Origin of the sequence: Bacillus sp. FSL R9-9834 (assembly GCF_038006905.1) — a bacterium.
In the GTDB taxonomy this organism is placed as follows: Bacteria; Bacillota; Bacilli; order Bacillales; family Bacillaceae_G; genus Bacillus_A; species Bacillus_A pacificus.
Genome location: NZ_JBBOWD010000001.1, coordinates 444,833 through 460,952 on the forward strand (window position 1 = coordinate 444,833; position 16,120 = coordinate 460,952).

16 protein-coding genes are annotated in these 16,120 nt (G+C 35.8%); 12 read left to right on the plus strand and 4 right to left on the minus strand.

Annotated elements, in window-relative coordinates; genetic code table 11:
• The first annotated feature begins 42 nt into the window (after nt 1-42).
• The 6 genes from MKY00_RS02295 (at nt 43) to MKY00_RS02320 (ending at nt 5,610) form a co-directional block, all read left to right on the plus strand.
• Nucleotides 43-639 (plus strand): TerD family protein, encoded by a 597-nt coding sequence (locus tag MKY00_RS02295; protein ID WP_001121593.1) that lies wholly within the window; start codon nt 43-45, stop codon nt 637-639.
• 23 nt (nt 640-662) lie between these two features.
• On the plus strand, nt 663-1,247 hold the full coding sequence (locus tag MKY00_RS02300) for a TerD family protein (protein WP_000146721.1): 585 nt from the start codon (nt 663-665) through the stop codon (nt 1,245-1,247).
• Between the two features lie 80 nt (nt 1,248-1,327).
• Complete coding sequence (locus MKY00_RS02305) at nt 1,328-1,906, plus strand: TerD family protein (protein ID WP_001007530.1); 579 nt, start codon at nt 1,328-1,330, stop codon at nt 1,904-1,906.
• A 72-nt stretch (nt 1,907-1,978) separates the two neighbouring features.
• Nucleotides 1,979-2,770, plus strand: coding sequence for a TerC family protein (locus tag MKY00_RS02310; RefSeq protein ID WP_000025691.1), 792 nt, complete (start codon nt 1,979-1,981; stop codon nt 2,768-2,770).
• A 107-nt stretch (nt 2,771-2,877) separates the two neighbouring features.
• Entirely contained in the window at nt 2,878-4,509 is a 1,632-nt protein-coding gene (locus tag MKY00_RS02315) for a YceG family protein (RefSeq protein ID WP_016716366.1), read from the plus strand.
• 18 nt (nt 4,510-4,527) lie between these two features.
• Nucleotides 4,528-5,610: a toxic anion resistance protein gene (locus MKY00_RS02320; protein ID WP_001064413.1), complete on the plus strand. Its 1,083-nt coding sequence runs from the start codon at nt 4,528-4,530 to the stop codon at nt 5,608-5,610.
• A gap of 35 nt (nt 5,611-5,645) precedes the next feature.
• On the opposite strand, the gene MKY00_RS02325 is transcribed toward MKY00_RS02320, so the two are convergent.
• Both MKY00_RS02325 and MKY00_RS02330 read right to left on the minus strand, forming a co-directional pair.
• Nucleotides 5,646-8,312 carry a cation-translocating P-type ATPase gene (locus MKY00_RS02325; RefSeq protein WP_016716367.1) on the minus strand — a complete coding sequence of 889 codons (2,667 nt, stop codon included), beginning with the start codon at nt 8,310-8,312 and terminating at the stop codon, nt 5,646-5,648.
• A gap of 189 nt (nt 8,313-8,501) precedes the next feature.
• Nucleotides 8,502-8,726 carry a DUF1128 domain-containing protein gene (locus MKY00_RS02330; RefSeq protein WP_000366197.1) on the minus strand — a complete coding sequence of 75 codons (225 nt, stop codon included), beginning with the start codon at nt 8,724-8,726 and terminating at the stop codon, nt 8,502-8,504.
• Nucleotides 8,727-8,900: 174 nt separating this feature from the next.
• On the opposite strand from MKY00_RS02330, the gene MKY00_RS02335 reads away from it, so the two are divergent.
• The 3 genes from MKY00_RS02335 to MKY00_RS02345 are packed head-to-tail and all read left to right on the plus strand — an operon-like array spanning nt 8,901 to nt 10,810.
• On the plus strand, nt 8,901-9,365 hold the full coding sequence (locus tag MKY00_RS02335) for a low molecular weight protein-tyrosine-phosphatase (protein ID WP_000250909.1): 465 nt from the start codon (nt 8,901-8,903) through the stop codon (nt 9,363-9,365).
• Nucleotides 9,366-9,418: 53 nt separating this feature from the next.
• Nucleotides 9,419-9,934, plus strand: a complete 516-nt coding sequence (locus MKY00_RS02340; RefSeq protein ID WP_001085393.1) for a DUF4075 domain-containing protein — start codon at nt 9,419-9,421, stop codon at nt 9,932-9,934.
• Nucleotides 9,935-9,940: 6 nt separating this feature from the next.
• Nucleotides 9,941-10,810 carry a YihY/virulence factor BrkB family protein gene (locus tag MKY00_RS02345; RefSeq protein WP_001226530.1) on the plus strand — a complete coding sequence of 290 codons (870 nt, stop codon included), beginning with the start codon at nt 9,941-9,943 and terminating at the stop codon, nt 10,808-10,810.
• A 184-nt stretch (nt 10,811-10,994) separates the two neighbouring features.
• Here MKY00_RS02345 and MKY00_RS02350 read toward each other — a convergent pair whose 3' ends face one another.
• Complete coding sequence (locus MKY00_RS02350) at nt 10,995-12,920, minus strand: heavy metal translocating P-type ATPase (RefSeq protein ID WP_016716369.1); 1,926 nt, start codon at nt 12,918-12,920, stop codon at nt 10,995-10,997.
• A gap of 270 nt (nt 12,921-13,190) precedes the next feature.
• Here MKY00_RS02350 and MKY00_RS02355 point away from each other — a divergent pair, with 270 nt between their 5' ends.
• Complete coding sequence (locus tag MKY00_RS02355) at nt 13,191-14,141, plus strand: DMT family transporter (RefSeq protein ID WP_016716370.1); 951 nt, start codon at nt 13,191-13,193, stop codon at nt 14,139-14,141.
• 122 nt (nt 14,142-14,263) lie between these two features.
• On the plus strand, nt 14,264-14,944 hold the full coding sequence (locus tag MKY00_RS02360) for a lysoplasmalogenase (protein ID WP_016716371.1): 681 nt from the start codon (nt 14,264-14,266) through the stop codon (nt 14,942-14,944).
• Between the two features lie 53 nt (nt 14,945-14,997).
• On the opposite strand, the gene MKY00_RS02365 is transcribed toward MKY00_RS02360, so the two are convergent.
• Entirely contained in the window at nt 14,998-15,282 is a 285-nt protein-coding gene (locus MKY00_RS02365) for a hypothetical protein (protein ID WP_000867043.1), read from the minus strand.
• A 186-nt stretch (nt 15,283-15,468) separates the two neighbouring features.
• Here MKY00_RS02365 and lepB point away from each other — a divergent pair, with 186 nt between their 5' ends.
• Nucleotides 15,469-16,005, plus strand: coding sequence for a signal peptidase I (gene lepB / locus MKY00_RS02370; RefSeq protein WP_000983296.1), 537 nt, complete (start codon nt 15,469-15,471; stop codon nt 16,003-16,005).
• Nucleotides 16,006-16,120 lie beyond the last annotated feature (115 nt).

The window sequence follows — 16,120 nt, forward strand, 5'->3', positions numbered from 1 at the left end:
TTTTCCGTCTTGGAAAATGCTTTGTAGAAAGGAAGAAACTGCATGCCTATTATTTTAGAAAAAGGTCAAAAGATCGATTTAACGAAAGGACAACCAAAAGTAGCAAAACTACAGGTTGGCTTAGGCTGGGATCCAATTGGGCAATCAGGTGGGTTTCTGTCTTCATTATTTGGAAGTAAACCAAATGTAGATTGTGATGCATCTGTTGTTATGTTAGAAGGAGATCGTTTTGTTAATAAAAACGATTTAGTATACTTCGGAAACAAACTTTCTACTTGTGGTAGTATTATTCATTCAGGAGATAATTTAACAGGTGAAGGCGAAGGTGACGATGAAACAATCTTTGTAGAATTGCATAAAGTCCCAAGTCGTATTAACCGTTTAGTATTCGTTGTAAATATTTATGATTGTGTAAACAGACGTCAAGACTTTGGTATGATTCGTAATGCTTACATTCGTATTCAAAATCCTCATACAGGTGAGGAATTAGCACGTTATAATTTATCAGAAAACTATGCTAGTAAAACAACTTTAATTGCAGGAGAAATGTATCGATACGAAAATGAGTGGAAGTTTTCAGCAGTTGGAGAAGGCACACAAGATAAAAACTTAAGTGAGATTGTATCACGTTATCAATAGGATAAACTAAGGAGGAATTTAAAATGGCATCTATTTCTTTAAAAAAGGGACAAAAGGTAGATTTAACAAAAACAAATCCAGGTTTATCAAAAGTACTTGTAGGGCTTGGCTGGGATACGAACCGTTATGATGGACAAGCTGATTTTGATTTAGATGTTAGTATCTTTTTAGTAGGTGCGAACGGTAAAGTTTCAGGCGCAGAGGATTTCGTTTTCTATAATAACCCAAAAGGCGCGAATGGTGCTGTAGAGCATTTAGGAGATAACAGAACGGGTGAAGGCGAAGGCGATGACGAAGCGATTAAAGTAGATTTGAAAAATGTACCTGCACATATCGAACGTATTTGTTTCACAATCACAATTTACGATGGAGAAGGCCGTAGCCAAAACTTTGGTCAAGTTTCTAACTCATTCGTACGTATTGTAGATGAAGAAAAGAATGCAGAGTTAATTCGTTACGATTTAGGAGAAGATTTCTCCATTGAAACAGCTGTTGTAGTAGGCGAATTATACCGCCATGCAGGTGATTGGAAGTTCAATGCAATCGGAAGTGGATTCCAAGGTGGATTAGCGTCTCTATGCAATAACTTTGGTTTAGATGTAGAGTAATAGATTAATATATCCATCGATGAAATGCATGTTTACTGATGGATATATTTTTTTAGATAAAAATATAGAGGTGAATATAAATGGCTATTCAGTTACAAAAAGGACAGAAAATCGATTTAGGTAAAACAAGCCCTGGCTTAACAAAAGCAGTAATTGGTCTTGGATGGGATATTAAGTCTTATGATGGTGGAGCTGATTTCGATTTAGATGCATCTGCCTTTTTATTAGATATGAATGGAAAATGTACGAAGGAAACTGATTTTATTTTCTATAATAATTTACAGTCTCCTTGTGGATCAGTTTTACATACAGGTGATAACCGAACGGGTGAAGGTGAAGGCGACGATGAGCAACTTGTTGTAGATCTAAAGAAAGTTCCAGCAGACGTCCATAAAATTGCTATTACAGTTACGATTTATGATGCGGAAGGTCGTAGTCAAAACTTTGGACAAGTAGGAAATGCTTTCGTTCGTTTAGCAAACGAAGAAACGAATGAAGAAGTTCTTCGCTTCGATTTAGGGGAAGATTTCTCTATCGAAACAGCAGTTGTCTTTTGTGAATTATATCGTCATAATGGACAGTGGAAGTTTAATGCAGTAGGAAGTGGATTCCAAGGTGGTTTAGGTGCGCTTGTAAGAGCGTATGGCTTGGATGCATAGAAAGGAAACGATATTCGTTTCCTTTTTTTGACCTTTCTATAAATCTAGCAAAGAATAGGGGATAAAGGTAAGATGAGTATTTTGCAAGGAATCCTTGATACGTATGCTCAGTTTTTCGACTTGGACATGTGGATTAAAGTGTTGCAAGATCCAGTATCGTGGGGATTAATAGGTACACTTGTTGTACTTGAAGGATTGTTATCTGCTGATAATGCACTTGTATTAGCGGTAATGGTAAAACACCTTCCAGAAGAGAAGCGTAAAAAGGCTTTATTCTATGGACTTATTGGAGCGTATTTATTCCGCTTTATTGCGATTGGAATTGGAATGTTCTTAATTAAATTAGCATGGGTAAAAGTGTTAGGTGCACTTTACTTAGCTTGGCTTTCAATTAAATACTTTATTGATAAAAGAAAAGGTAATGCAGAAGAAGAGGAAGCTCATGGTATGAACCAAAACAGTATTCTCTTCAGAATGTTTGGTGTCTTCTGGGGAACGGTTGCGATGGTCGAATTAATGGATATCGCGTTCTCTGTAGATAGTGTACTTGCTGCATTTGGTGTATCAAATGAAGTTTGGATTCTATTGTTAGGCGGAATGCTCGGTATTTTAATGATGCGTGGTATCGCTGGTGTATTCTTAAAGTTGTTAGAGCGTATCCCAGAACTTGAAACGACAGCATATATTTTAATCTTAATTATTGCAACAAAAATGCTATTGTCTGTTATTCATATTGAAATAAGCCATACATTGTTCTTCGTTATTTTAGTTGTAGCATTTGGAGCAACATTTGTACTTCACTACGTGAAGAATTCTGGACAAGCTAAAGAAGAAGTTGCTGCTACTAAAGAAGACAATAAATAATTGAAATGGGTTTGCTCGTTTTGCGAGCGCCCATTTTTTATAACCAAAAATAGTTTATAATAGAAGAAAGACTTAGAAAAAGTAAATGTTTTTGGAGGTGAACTGTTGTGTTTTCACGTTTTACACTTCAACCATATGCATTAAAAGATGAATCAGATGTAAAGCAATTTGAAACGCTTTTAGAAAAACGTCCACAATATGAGCTGACAGAGAATGAGATGAAATTTAGTTATATAGCATGTCGAATCCTTGGCGTTCCGAACGATGTAGATGAATATTTTAATGAACTGTTTGATTATAGTGAAGCGAAAGGAATTGAAGTTTTACATGAACAAAATTTAAATAAAGTGATTTATTCAGAAAAGCTTCGTCACATTCAAGAAGTGTTCGGATTACATCAAGAAGCACCAAATGGTCTAACAGTAAATAGGCTAGTGGCACACTTATCTGGGAAACAACTTTTACCGAAAGTAGACAATCCGGATTTACAGCATTATATACATACAACATTTATTTCTGTATTGAAATTATATGAGAAACAACATAATCAATCTCTAAAGACAGAAGGCTTCCGTCGTTTCTTAATCGACATGATTAAATTAAGCGAAAATTACGTAGCGAAGTGGTTCTCTACGATTAACTATAAGAAACAAATGCCGCGTATTGTTTGGTACGGTGATGCACAGGAAAGCCGTATATATTTCTTATACTTTCTTATTATGCTCGGCTGCGATGTACTTTATTATCACCCAGAAGGAAAAGATGGATTTGAGAATGTTGATGAGGAAGGAAGAAGTTTTATTGTGTCTCATCCAAGTCGTATTTCTCTTGAGCCATTTCCAGATCGCCGCCGCGAGCGTGTTGCAACAGTGGCATATCAAGCTTCAAAAGAAATTGAACAAGTACTTCACCACGATAATTCACTATTATACAAGCCGTGGCAATTCCGTTCCTATACACCTGTAGCACGTACATTAAAAACAACATACGATGAACTATTTTTAATTACGAAAGAAAAGGCGTTTGTACGCCCGACATTCTTTGTTGAAAATAAACACATTTATATTCCATCCCTATTTGCGAAAATATCAGGTGTTTCAAAGAATGATAAAGAGTATTTTCAGCGATTAAAGGCTGTTACATCATTTGATAACAGTTTATTAATTAATACATTTCCGTTTACGAAAGAACAAAAAGCAAATTTCCAATACCATTATCGAGATGCATTAGACCGCGGAGGGAAATTGCATCCAGATTTAATTATGAACAGTCATTGGTGGCCGCATAAACGATTGCCAGAAGGATTACAACATGGTATTGCAGAAGCGATTATCCATACGTGTGAAAGTGAAATGTGTAAACCAATTGCAAAAGAGACGAAACAAGATGTAGCGCTATATGTTTTCGCGCAACTTTCTCAAATACCACCGAATATTTTAGAACAGCTTGAGAAATTTGATTATTCACAAGATGTACCGAAAATTGTTATATTTAATAATGAGAAGAGTGGAGAGTTAACTCGTTCTGATGCTGTTTTATTACTATTTTTAAATCAAATTGGAGTAGATGTATTCCATTTCAATCCAACGGGAAGAAACGATATTGAACCGTATATTGAAGCTGGGGCATTTGATTCACATTGGCTTGAAGAAGTTAATTTCGATCTTGAGTTTCATGGTTCATCAGCCTATAAAAATTTATCACAAACAATAAAAGGACTATTTCGTCCATTTTTATAAGGAAAGGGAGAATACCATATGAATAACCCAGTCGTACTAGATTCGAAAACAGAATTAAATGAGCAAACAGCACAAGATGTTCGCTTGCAACTTAGACAAGATGCGGATGTACAACGTATTTATAATGCGGTAGATATTAAAGATCAATTAGAATTAATTGAACTTGGAAAAGAACCTTCTATGGAAATTTCACGTTTTGCTGATCAAATTTTACATACGATGTCATTATCAAAGATAGAAGATTCTGGTGAATTATTAAAACAGCTTGGTAAAATTATGGACCGATTCGATAGCAAAGACTTTGCGGAAGAGAAAAGTGGTTTCTTCTCACGTATGTTCAAAAAAGCGGATAAAATGATTGAACAAATCTTTAGCAAGTATCAAACGATGGGCCGTGAAATTGATAAAGTGTATGTGGAAATTACGAAGTATCAAGATGAAATGAAAAAATCAATTGGTACGTTAGATGGTTTATATGAGCAAAACTTAAAATATTATTTAGACTTAGAAAAATACGTAGTAGCAGGAGAAATGTTATTAGAGCGTTTAAATACAGAGTTAGTTCCGATGTATGAAGAGCGTGTACGTAATAATGATCAATTAGCAGGTATTGAATTAGAGTCGCTTAAAAACTCTGTTGAAATTTTAGAACAACGTATTGATGATTTAGAAAAAGCGCGTATGGTTGCGTTACTGACAGCACCACAAATTCGAATGATTCAACGTGGTAATAATAAATTAATTGGTAAAATCAATACAGCATTTATTACGACGATTCCTATCTTTAAAAATGGTATCATTCAAGCGGTAAATGCGAAGCGTCAAAAGCTTGTTGCAGATTCCATGGCTGAACTGGATCGCCGTACAAATGAATTACTTAAGAAAAATGCACAAAATATCGCAACGCAAAGTGTGGAAGTAGCGAGATTATCCGGTTCTTCTAGTATTAAGATGGAAACACTCGAGGAAACTTGGAACATTATTTCAAGAGGTATGCAAGAAACACAACAAATTGAAGAGCAAAACAAACGTGAGCGTGAAGAAAGTCGCAAACGTATGGCTACATTAACGGAGAACATTAAAAAAGAATTACAAGGGTAAATGAAAAGGCAATGAGGACTATTCCTCATTGCCTTTTAGTTTTTCTTCGCTAATTTAATGATTTCATTCACAACGAGCGGAATGATACTTAATAAGAGAACAAATCCCCAATCTCGCAGCGTTAATGCATGCACACCGAATATATTTGCAAGGGGCGGAATGGAGATGATACAAACTTGCATAAGAACACCGATAAGAAGGGAGAAGACTAAATATTTATTTGTAAAAATCCCAATTGAAAAAATTGATTTCGTTCTTGAACGCAAGTTAAATGAATGAACGAGCTGAGAAAAACTAAGAACGACAAATGCCATCGTTTGAGCGTGTAATAGAGCATCCTCATCAATTCGCTCTGGGAAAAGAGGGAATAAATTTGTATCTCCAGTATAGAACTTTGCTCCGGCGATAAAGGCTATTAGCGTTAAAAGTCCAATGACAACCCCATTGAAAATAAGGAAAGGAACGCTACCGCTAAATAAGCTTTCTTTCGCATGTCGTGGTTTTTCCTTCATCACATCAGGATCTTCAGGATCAACCCCAAGTGATAATGCAGGCAGCGTATCTGTAATTAAATTTACCCACAAAATGTGAATAGGTCGTAGTGGTGTTGCCCAGCCGAGTAAAATGGCTAAAAATAAAGTGATAATTTCTCCGAAGTTACAAGAGAGTAGGAAGAGAATTGATTTTTTTATGTTACGATAAATGTTTCTACCTTCCTCAACAGCTTTCACGATAGATGAGAAATTATCATCTGTTAATACGACATCCGCTGCCCCTTTTGCAACGTCTGTTCCTGTAATGCCCATCGCTACGCCAACATCTGCTTGTTTTAAAGATGGAGCGTCATTGACGCCATCACCAGTCATAGAAACGATATTGCCTTTTGCACGTAATGCTTTTACGATCTTTACTTTATGTTCTGGAGAGACTCTAGCGAATACATGTAAGTGATCAATTTTGCTTGCTAGTTCTGTATCTGAAATGTTATCTAATTCAGTTCCAATCATAATTTCACATATGTCTTCAGCAATACCAAGTTCTTTGGCAATGGCGAAGGCGGTATCTTTATGGTCACCAGTAATCATAACTGTGCGAATACCGGCTTTTTTACATTCTGTAATGGAATCTTTTACTTCAGTTCGCGGTGGATCAATCATACCGACAAGACCAATAAAGATGAGGTTTTCTTCGAGATGATCTATATCCACATTGCTTGAATTGTATTGTTTAAATGCGAATGAAAGTACTCTTAAAGCTTCTCGGGACATTGCCCCGGCAGCTTCTAATATTTGATTTTTATCAGCCTCTGTTAGAACTTCGATTTTACCGTTTTTCAATATGTGGGTACATCGAGGTAAGAGCTTATCGATAGCACCTTTCGTCATGCTATAATAGCTGTCATCGTATGTATGCACGGTTGACATCATTTTACGATCTGAATCGAAAGGCATCTCGTTAACGCGTTCATGTATTTTTTCTAAATAATCTTTTTGCATATTAAAAGTGCTTCCGGCAACGAGAAGAGCAATTTCAGTCGGGTCTCCCGTTTGTGATTCATTGTTGTAAGACGCATCGTTACATAGCACCATATTTTCTAACAATAGACGTTGCACATTATTATTTACATTTAAATTTTCTAATTGATCGTATGTGTTATCACTATAAAAGTGAGTAACGGTCATTTTATTTTGTGTTAACGTACCTGTTTTATCTGAACAAATAATTGTGACAGAACCGAGAGCTTCGACAGCTGGTAGTTTCCGAATGATAACATTTTGTTTAATCATACGCTGCACACCAATTGCAAGAACGATGGAAACGATAGCTGGCAAACCTTCTGGAATAGCTGCAACGGCTAAACTAATAGCAGTCATAAACATTTCTAGTGTATCTCGTCCTTGTAAAAAGCCGATGAGAAACATAACGATACAAATCGCTACAGCAACAAAGCCTAAATACTTTCCGACTTGTGCTAAGCTTTTTTGAAGTGGTGTCATATCATCGTCTGCTTCATGCAACAGGGTAGCAATCTTACCAATTTGTGAGTTCATTCCAGTTTCAACAGCAACACCGACGCCTCTTCCGTATGTTACAAGGGTAGACATGAAGGCCATGTTTTTTTGATCACCGAGTGGTACTTGTTCATCACTTTGCATGGAAGGGTGGTAGATTGCATCTTTATCAACAGGGACAGATTCACCAGTTAGAGCAGATTCTTCAACTTTTAAATTTGCGGTTTCGATAAGGCGTAAATCGCATGGGATATATCGTCCGGCGTCGAGCATAACGATATCACCTGGAACGACGTGCTCAGATGGAATTTCTTTTAGTTCACCATCTCGCTTGACGATAGCTTTAGGTGTCGCCATCTTTTTCAATGCCTCTAAAGCTTGTTCTGCTTTCGATTCTTGGACGACACCGATAACAGCATTTAAAACTACAACGAGCGCAATAATACTTGCATCAGCCCATTCACCTACAAAGGCTGAAATAAGAGCAGCAATAATAAGGACATATACGAGGACGTCATTAATTTGGGCGAAAATACGTTGCCATAAAGTGCGTTTTTGTTTTGTAGCTAATTCATTAGAACCGTATTGCTTTAAACGTTCACTTGCAATTTCTTCTGTTAAACCGTGTTGTTCATTTGTTTCTAAGTCGATTAATGTTTGATCTTTCGTCTTACTGTACCAATTGCTCATAAGTAAGCACCTCCAGTAAAAACAGTTAGCAATGGTAGTGTTGCTATTATTTGTGAGTAGTATGTATGGAGAAAAAATCTAAGGTGAGGTTCTACTTCTATTGTACAATATTTTACAGTTGCTTGAGGGAAAGAGAAGAGTTGTCATGAATTTGTTGGAAATAAAAAAGAGCCTCATAAACGAGGCTTTTTACTTTTTAATTAATGTACCTAATTCTTCTGTAATAGCTTGCATTTCACTAATGCTGAATGTTTCACGTTTCATAACATGCTCATAAATGTCACGTAAGTCTTCGTACATTTCTTCATTAAAGCTAGCAGCTCTCATCGCTCCAGCATTAACCATACGTAATTTTTCTTTAATAGCTTCGACCATATATTCAACGTTTTCTTCTGACTTTACGGATAAATCCACCGAAGTGTCCCCCTTTAAAATAACATAAGGCTATCTTAACATTTTTTATCATTTTCGTTAATGAATCTTTTCAATCCTATTAAATTAGTAGGGATTTCCTTTATATTTAATAATTGGTTGTTTATACTATAAGTATATATAAAGAAATGCACCAAGAAAGGAAGAAACAAAAATATGGTTCAAGTATTGTTTGTTTGTCTTGGGAACATTTGCCGTTCTCCAATGGCAGAAGCGATTTTTCGAGATCTTGTCGTAAAAGAGGGACTCGAAGAGAAAATTGTCATTGATTCTGCAGGAACTGGAGATTGGCATGTTGGCCATCCGCCACATAAAGGAACACAAAAAATTTTAAAAGAAAATGCAGTCACTTTTGAAGGAATTAAAGCAAGGCAAGTAGAAAAAGAAGACTTAACAAAGTTTGATTATATTATTGCCATGGACAACAAGAATATAGCAGATTTAAAAAGTTTAGGTAAAACTGGAGGCTATATTGGTAGGCTGTCCGATTTTGTTCCAGACGGTGGCTGGACAGACGTTCCCGACCCTTACTATACAGGGAATTTCCAAGAAGTATATGACCTTGTAACAGAAGGGTGTGCAAAGCTATTAGCTTTCATTCGAAAAGAACAAGGAATATGAGGAAGCTTAGAAAGAAATACTTTCTAACATAAGAAATGAAAGGGTGAAGGAATATGGCAAAGAAAAATAATATTGCTCGAAACATTGCGATTGGTGTAGCTGCAGGTGTAGCTGTATCTATGTTGAAGAAAGAAAACCGTGAAAAAGTAAAAAATACTGCAGAAAAAGCAAAAACAAAGATGATTGAAATTGGTGAAAATGCAAAGATCAAAGAAAAAGTGCAAACTGTTACAGATAAAGGACGCGAACTTGCTGATTTAAATGTAGTGAAAGCAAAAGTAGCAGAAATTAAAAAATTGACGCCGTCTGTTGTAGAGACGTTAAAAGAAACGAAAGAAATTTTTAGTAAGAAAAAGGTTGAGCCAGCAGAGAAGCCAGAAACGATTGAAATTCAAGCTGTTTCTCCAAAGGTAGATGAGCTGAAGGCAGAAGAAGAGCCGGTAGTTGCTGAAGATGGCGGTATGAAAGAAGCGCGTGAACTATTTATGAAAGACTCCAATGTAGAGGAAAAAAAAACTGAAGCGTACATTGAGTTGAAGCAAGATAAAGAAGAGAAGAAAAGCGTTTAACCATATATGAGAAAAATTTTAGAAAAGGTGAGAAGAAATCGTACTTATTCGTTTGGTAAAGATTTATATGACCGAACGATGCGCGATGATGTAGCGGGCTTGGCAGCACAGCTCGCTTATTTCTTCTTGCTTGCGATTTTTCCTGGGCTTGTTTTCTTAATTACGCTTCTTGGATTCATTGACCTTCAAACAGAAAGTGTGCTCAACTTATTAGAACCGTACGTACCCGAAGATGCAATGTCTTTAATTGAAGTAAACGTTGATAAAGTTGTAAATGAGCAAAATGGTGGTTTATTATCATTTGGTTTATTATCAATGCTATGGTTTGCTTCAAATGGTGTAAATGCGGTGATGAATGCTTTTAACCGTGCGTATGATGTAACGGAAACACGTTCTTTTATTAAAACGAGAGCTTTATCAATTGTGTTTACGTTAGCGATTATTTTTATGATTGTGTTTGCGCTAATTGTTCCAGTGTTTGGACAAGTCATTGGGGCAGCTGTATTTAAAGCAATTGGTTTATCGGATAGCTTTTCTTACGTGTGGAGTATTACGCGTTTAGTAGCGAGTTTCTTCGTGTTATTTGCATTGTTTAGTTTTTTATATACATTTGCACCAGATCGAAAATTAAAAAGAAGAGAAGTCATTTCAGGAGCAACATTTGCTACTGTAGGATGGATTGTGGTATCGTACTCATTTGCTTATTATGTAGATAAGTTTGCGAATTACGCCAATACATATGGTGGTCTCGGTGGTATTATTATTTTAATGTTATGGTTTTACTTAACTGGATGGGTAATTTTACTTGGCGGCGAAATTAATGGTTTACTCCATCATTATAGGACGGGTGACAATAATTCCCGTAATGAAAAGTGAGCTCTTGTTCCATAATAAAAAGGAACAGGGGGGATATTTCATGAGTAATAATAAAAAGAATCACAACAATAAAAATAACAATAAGCAAAAGAGCAGTTCGCATCCAAAGCATAAAACGAGTGGTAGTGCGAACGGTCATAATAGCTACCATTAGAAAAAACGGGTCCTCTATGAGGGACCCGTTTTATTTGCTGCCTTTTAATAATCGTAAGCCATTCAAAATAACAAGAATCGTACTTCCTTCATGCCCAATAACACCGAATGGAAGAGCTAAAAATTGTAAGAAGTTTGAACAAATGAGCATTGCAATTACAGCTAGTGAAAAGATTACGTTTTGCTTTACAATACGGTTCATTCGTTTTGATAAACGAATTGCTTGTGAAAGTCGAGATAACTCGTTCTTCATAAGTACAACGTCTGCCGTTTCTAAAGCTACGTCTGTTCCTTCTCCCATCGCTACACCAATGCTAGCAGTAGCGAGTGCAGGGGCATCATTTATACCATCTCCGACCATTGCTACTGTCCCGTATTTTTCTTTTAGCTTTTTAATCGTTTCAACTTTTGTTTCTGGTAAGCATGATGCGTAATATTCCTTTATATTACTTTCAGAGGCAATAGCTTTTGCTGTTTCTTCATTATCTCCAGTAATCATAATGGCCTCGACACCGATGCTTTGTAATTCGCGAATAGCAGCTATTGTCTCTTGGCGAAGAGTATCTTTTAAAGCGATAAGTCCAAGGATGCCATCCTCATCACTAATATAAACCACAGTTTTACCTTCTTTTTCAAGTGAGGCAGAAATACCATTATGAAATGTCTTTGTTTCTTCACCGATAAAATCAGCTTTACCTATTTTATAAGCTTTGTTTTCGAATATTCCTTTTAGCCCAAAACCAGTTACATCTTCAACGTTTTCTGGTTTTTTTAATGTAATGTCATACGCATGTTTGGCATATTTCACAATAGATTCAGCTAAAGGATGTGTAGAGTGACTTTCAATTGCTGCTGTAATAGAAAGTACTTCTTTTTCTGTCATATTTTCTCGAACATATACATCTGTTACAGTAGGTTTTCCTTCTGTTAATGTTCCTGTTTTATCAAAGGCAATAGCTTTTACTGAAGCGAGACGTTCTAAATGTATGCCACCTTTAAAGAGAATTCCGTTTCTTGCGCCGTTAGAAATAGCAGATAACGTTGCTGGTGTAATGGCAGCAACGAGTGCACAAGGAGATGCGACTACAAGTAAAATCATAGCGCGATAAAACGTTTCATTCCAGCTCCAATCCAGCAAGAAATGAGGGACGAACATCATAAGCGCAACAACGAGTAGTACACCTTTTACATATGTTCCTTCAAACTTTTCGATGAATAGTTGTGATGGTGATTTTTCACTTTGTGCACTTTGAACGAGACGGATAATCTTTTGGAATAATGTTTGATCGCTCGGCTTCGTAATTGTAACTTCGATAGCACCGCGTAAATTTACAGTACCAGCAAATACTTCATCACCATATTTTTTTTCATTTGGAATGGGTTCACCAGTAATCGCTGCCTCATCGATATTTGTTTCACCGCTATGAATTGTACCGTCAGCAGGAACGCGCTCACCTGGTTTAATTAGAATAATGTCGTTAATTTGTAATCGTCCAACAGGAACACGTTCCTCGGTTCCATTTGAAATACGTAATGCTTCTTCAGGTTGTAGATCAAGAAGTGCTGAAATTTCTTTTTGGCTTTTACTCAATGTATAAGATTCCATTGCACCGCTTAGTGCGAAGATAAAGATTAAAATCGCGCCTTCTGCCCAGTAGCCAATGATTGCAGCACCGATAGCAGCAAAGAGCATAAGCATTTCGACATTTAGCTCTTTCTCTTCGATGGTATCTTCAATACCTTCTTTCGCTTTTGCATATCCACCAACTATATAAGCAAGGATATAGCAAGTAATGCCTACATTTATTACATCGTTCTTTGTGAATAACCAACCAGCTAAAATGAAAATACCAGATGCGATTGCAAATATAAGTTCATAATGTTTCTTTAATGTGCCCCATAAAGAGGGATGGGAAATAGACTTTTGTACTTGTAATGTTTTTACTTCTGAGTTCATTACTACTCGCTCCTTCCAAATTCTTATTGAGAAAAAGAATCAAAATCGAAACCCCTATAAAACGACGAAAGCTGCCATCCATAATGGATAGCAGCATTTCTGTTGAAACTGATTTTAATAGTTATTATGTTGTAATTATTCTATAGTATAGCATATGTTTTCGTTAGATGATATGTTTTTGTTTGTTTAGAAACTGAAAACTTGTGTTTTCTCAATTCCTTTGGTATATATGAATACTGTTCATAAAAAGGTCGGAAAGGAAGACAACAAGTGAAGACAGAGAAATTTTTTACCCATCCGATTGGCGTATTTATTGCTGCAATAGTAGCAACTTTTTTATGGGGAAGCGCATTTCCTTTTATTAAATTAAGTTATGCTGAACTTGGAATTCAGCCACAAGAAGTTGGAGAGCAAATATTATTTGCTGGCTATCGTTTCTTTTTATCTGGGGTTATGCTTTTATTCTTCTTTAAAGCGTTAGGAAAAGATATGAGCTTCAAAAAAGGAACGGGGAAGCAGTTAGTACAAATTGGTTTATTTCAAACATTTCTTCAATATATATGTTTTTATATTGGAATGAGCTATAGTTCTGGTATTGAAGGAGCTATCATTTCAGGAACATCATCATTCTTTCAAATTTTACTCGCACATTTTTTATATAAAGATGATGCTCTTAATGTGAGAAAAGTAATTGGAGTTTCTATCGGCTTCTGTGGTGTCATTTTAGTAAACGTGCCGAGTGATGGTAGTTTGTCATTCCATTTCGGAATCGGTAGCTTATTACTTCTGAGTGCAGCAATGTTGTATTCATATGGGAATATATTGGCGAAAGAAGGTAGTAAAACATTAGATATTGGCTATATGACAGCCTACCAAATGATTTTTGGTTCTATCGGACTATTATGTATAGGGGCTTTGCAAGTTGGAGTTATGCCATTTACATTTAGTATACATGCAATACTAATGCTTATCTATTTATCTTTCTTATCCGCAGCAGGATTTTGCATTTGGAATACAATTATGAAGTACAACAAGGTTGGAAAAGTATCAATGTATATGTTCTTCATACCCGTATTTGGTGTGCTATTATCGAGCATGATTTTAGGAGAAGCAATTCACTCATTCGTACTATTCGGTTTAGCGTGTGTAGCTGCGGGAATTATTGTGGTGAATCGGACACCAGCTAAGCAAAAAATAGAACAAGAAAAACAAGTAGCATAGGCAAAGGGAAGACGATTACAATGGAAGAACAGTACTGTTCTTCTTTTTTTGTATAGAAAAAGGATAATAGACCAGGTGTCACGAAAAAAGATACAAAAAGCATTTATTGAGGAGAACATATTATGAATCTACTTTACATGGTGTTAATTGCACAAATCATTCTTTTTTTAATTGGTGCAATTTATGCAATAGGGCAGACAAAAAAGACAAGAAATAATATGCCGTTACCTTTAGCGGTGCGTCTTATTCTTAGTTTTTCGTTAACGGCAAGTGCAATTTGGATATGGTTACAAGATCCATCAGTAGATTATAGTACGTGGGTTGCACTAGGTATGACGTTATCAACTGTAGGGGATTTATTTATGGCAGGTTTAATTCCAATTGGTCACAGGCTAATTGGAGGGATGATTACTTTCGCGCTTGCGCATTGTTTTTATGTAAAAGCATTTTTGCAAACAGGCATTTCATGGAATGGTTTTTGGATTGGTTTACTCGTATACGGACTCTTTCTCATTATAGGATGGTTCTTCTTTATTCGAAATGAGAAACAGGATAAATTGTTTACGATAGGAGCGCTAATTTACGGATTGTGGGTTGGAGGCATGGCTTGCTTTGCGTTCGCCTTATACTATGAGAATACAGGAATATGGTGGATACCAGCTTTTGGTGGCTTACTATTTGTCATTTCTGATTTTATTATTGGCGTGACAGATATTGGAGGACGCAAATTAAAGTATGAACCACTTTGGATTTGGTTTACATATGTAGCGGCTCAAATGTGTATTGTATATGTGGGAATATAAAAAGGTACTCTTCGAATAGTGGATAGACTATTTGAAGAGTATCTTTTTTGTTACTATGCTACAATGTTTTTTTGTTGTAGAGCAGAAAGGCTGTATTCATCTGCTGCTTTATAACCTTGGGATAATAAATCATTGATGTAAAGCTTGTTATAAATAAAGCAGAAGACTAAGTTAGAGAATCCGAATGTAAACATACTAGCGACTAAAATAATTAAAAACCATTTCCAGTCTCCACGGAATATAGCAGGGAAGAAACCAAAGAAAAATACAGTCCAACTAAAACCAATTTTTGCTTGTTTAATTTGACCGGTATTTTCATTTTTAAGCATAACTTTCATAGAAAAAGTCCTCCTAAGTAACTAAAAATATAATGATAAATGCAAGATATAGTATATCAAAATAATACATTCTTGAATATTATTATTTATATTTTTGTAATATTAGAATTGTATAATTCAGAATTTTGTGGAAAATACACGGTTGAAGTCTTTATAATAAAAGTAAAAAGACGATGAGATGGTGGAATGATGCAAAAGAAAAAACGTTTGCGTGAATTCTTTGGAACAATTGCAATTGCTTGTTTGCTCGTGTTTTTGGCGAAAATTTTCGTGTTTTTTCCTACGACTGTAAAAGGGGCTTCTATGAAGCCGACGTTACAAGATGGGGATAAGGTGATTGTGAATAAGTTGGCAAAGCAATTTGAAAGTTATGGGAGAGAAGATATTATTGTTGTAAAGACAGATAATTTTTATGTGAAAAGGGTTATTGGTTTGCCTGGTGATGTTATTGAGGTGAGAAATGATCAATTATATGTGAATCATGAAGTGATAGAGGAAGCGTATTTGTATAGTAATAAAAAACAAGCTGAAAAAAAACTTATGAATTTAACGGAGGACTTTGGACCGATTACAGTTCCTAAAAATAAGATTTTTGTTATGGGAGATAATCGCTTAATAAGCAGAGATAGTAGAAATGGTTTAGGACTCATTGATAAAGCGGATGTATTAGGAGAATTAGCGGCAATTTATTATCCATTCGAACATATGAAAATAATGAATTAAAGTAAAAAACCAAGCAAATTTCAGTTTGCTTGGTTTTTTATCCCGCTTTAATGGGCAGTAAGACCCCCATCTCAAAATTCAGCGAAAGCAAGGAAGTTAGGTGGGGGATGAAGAA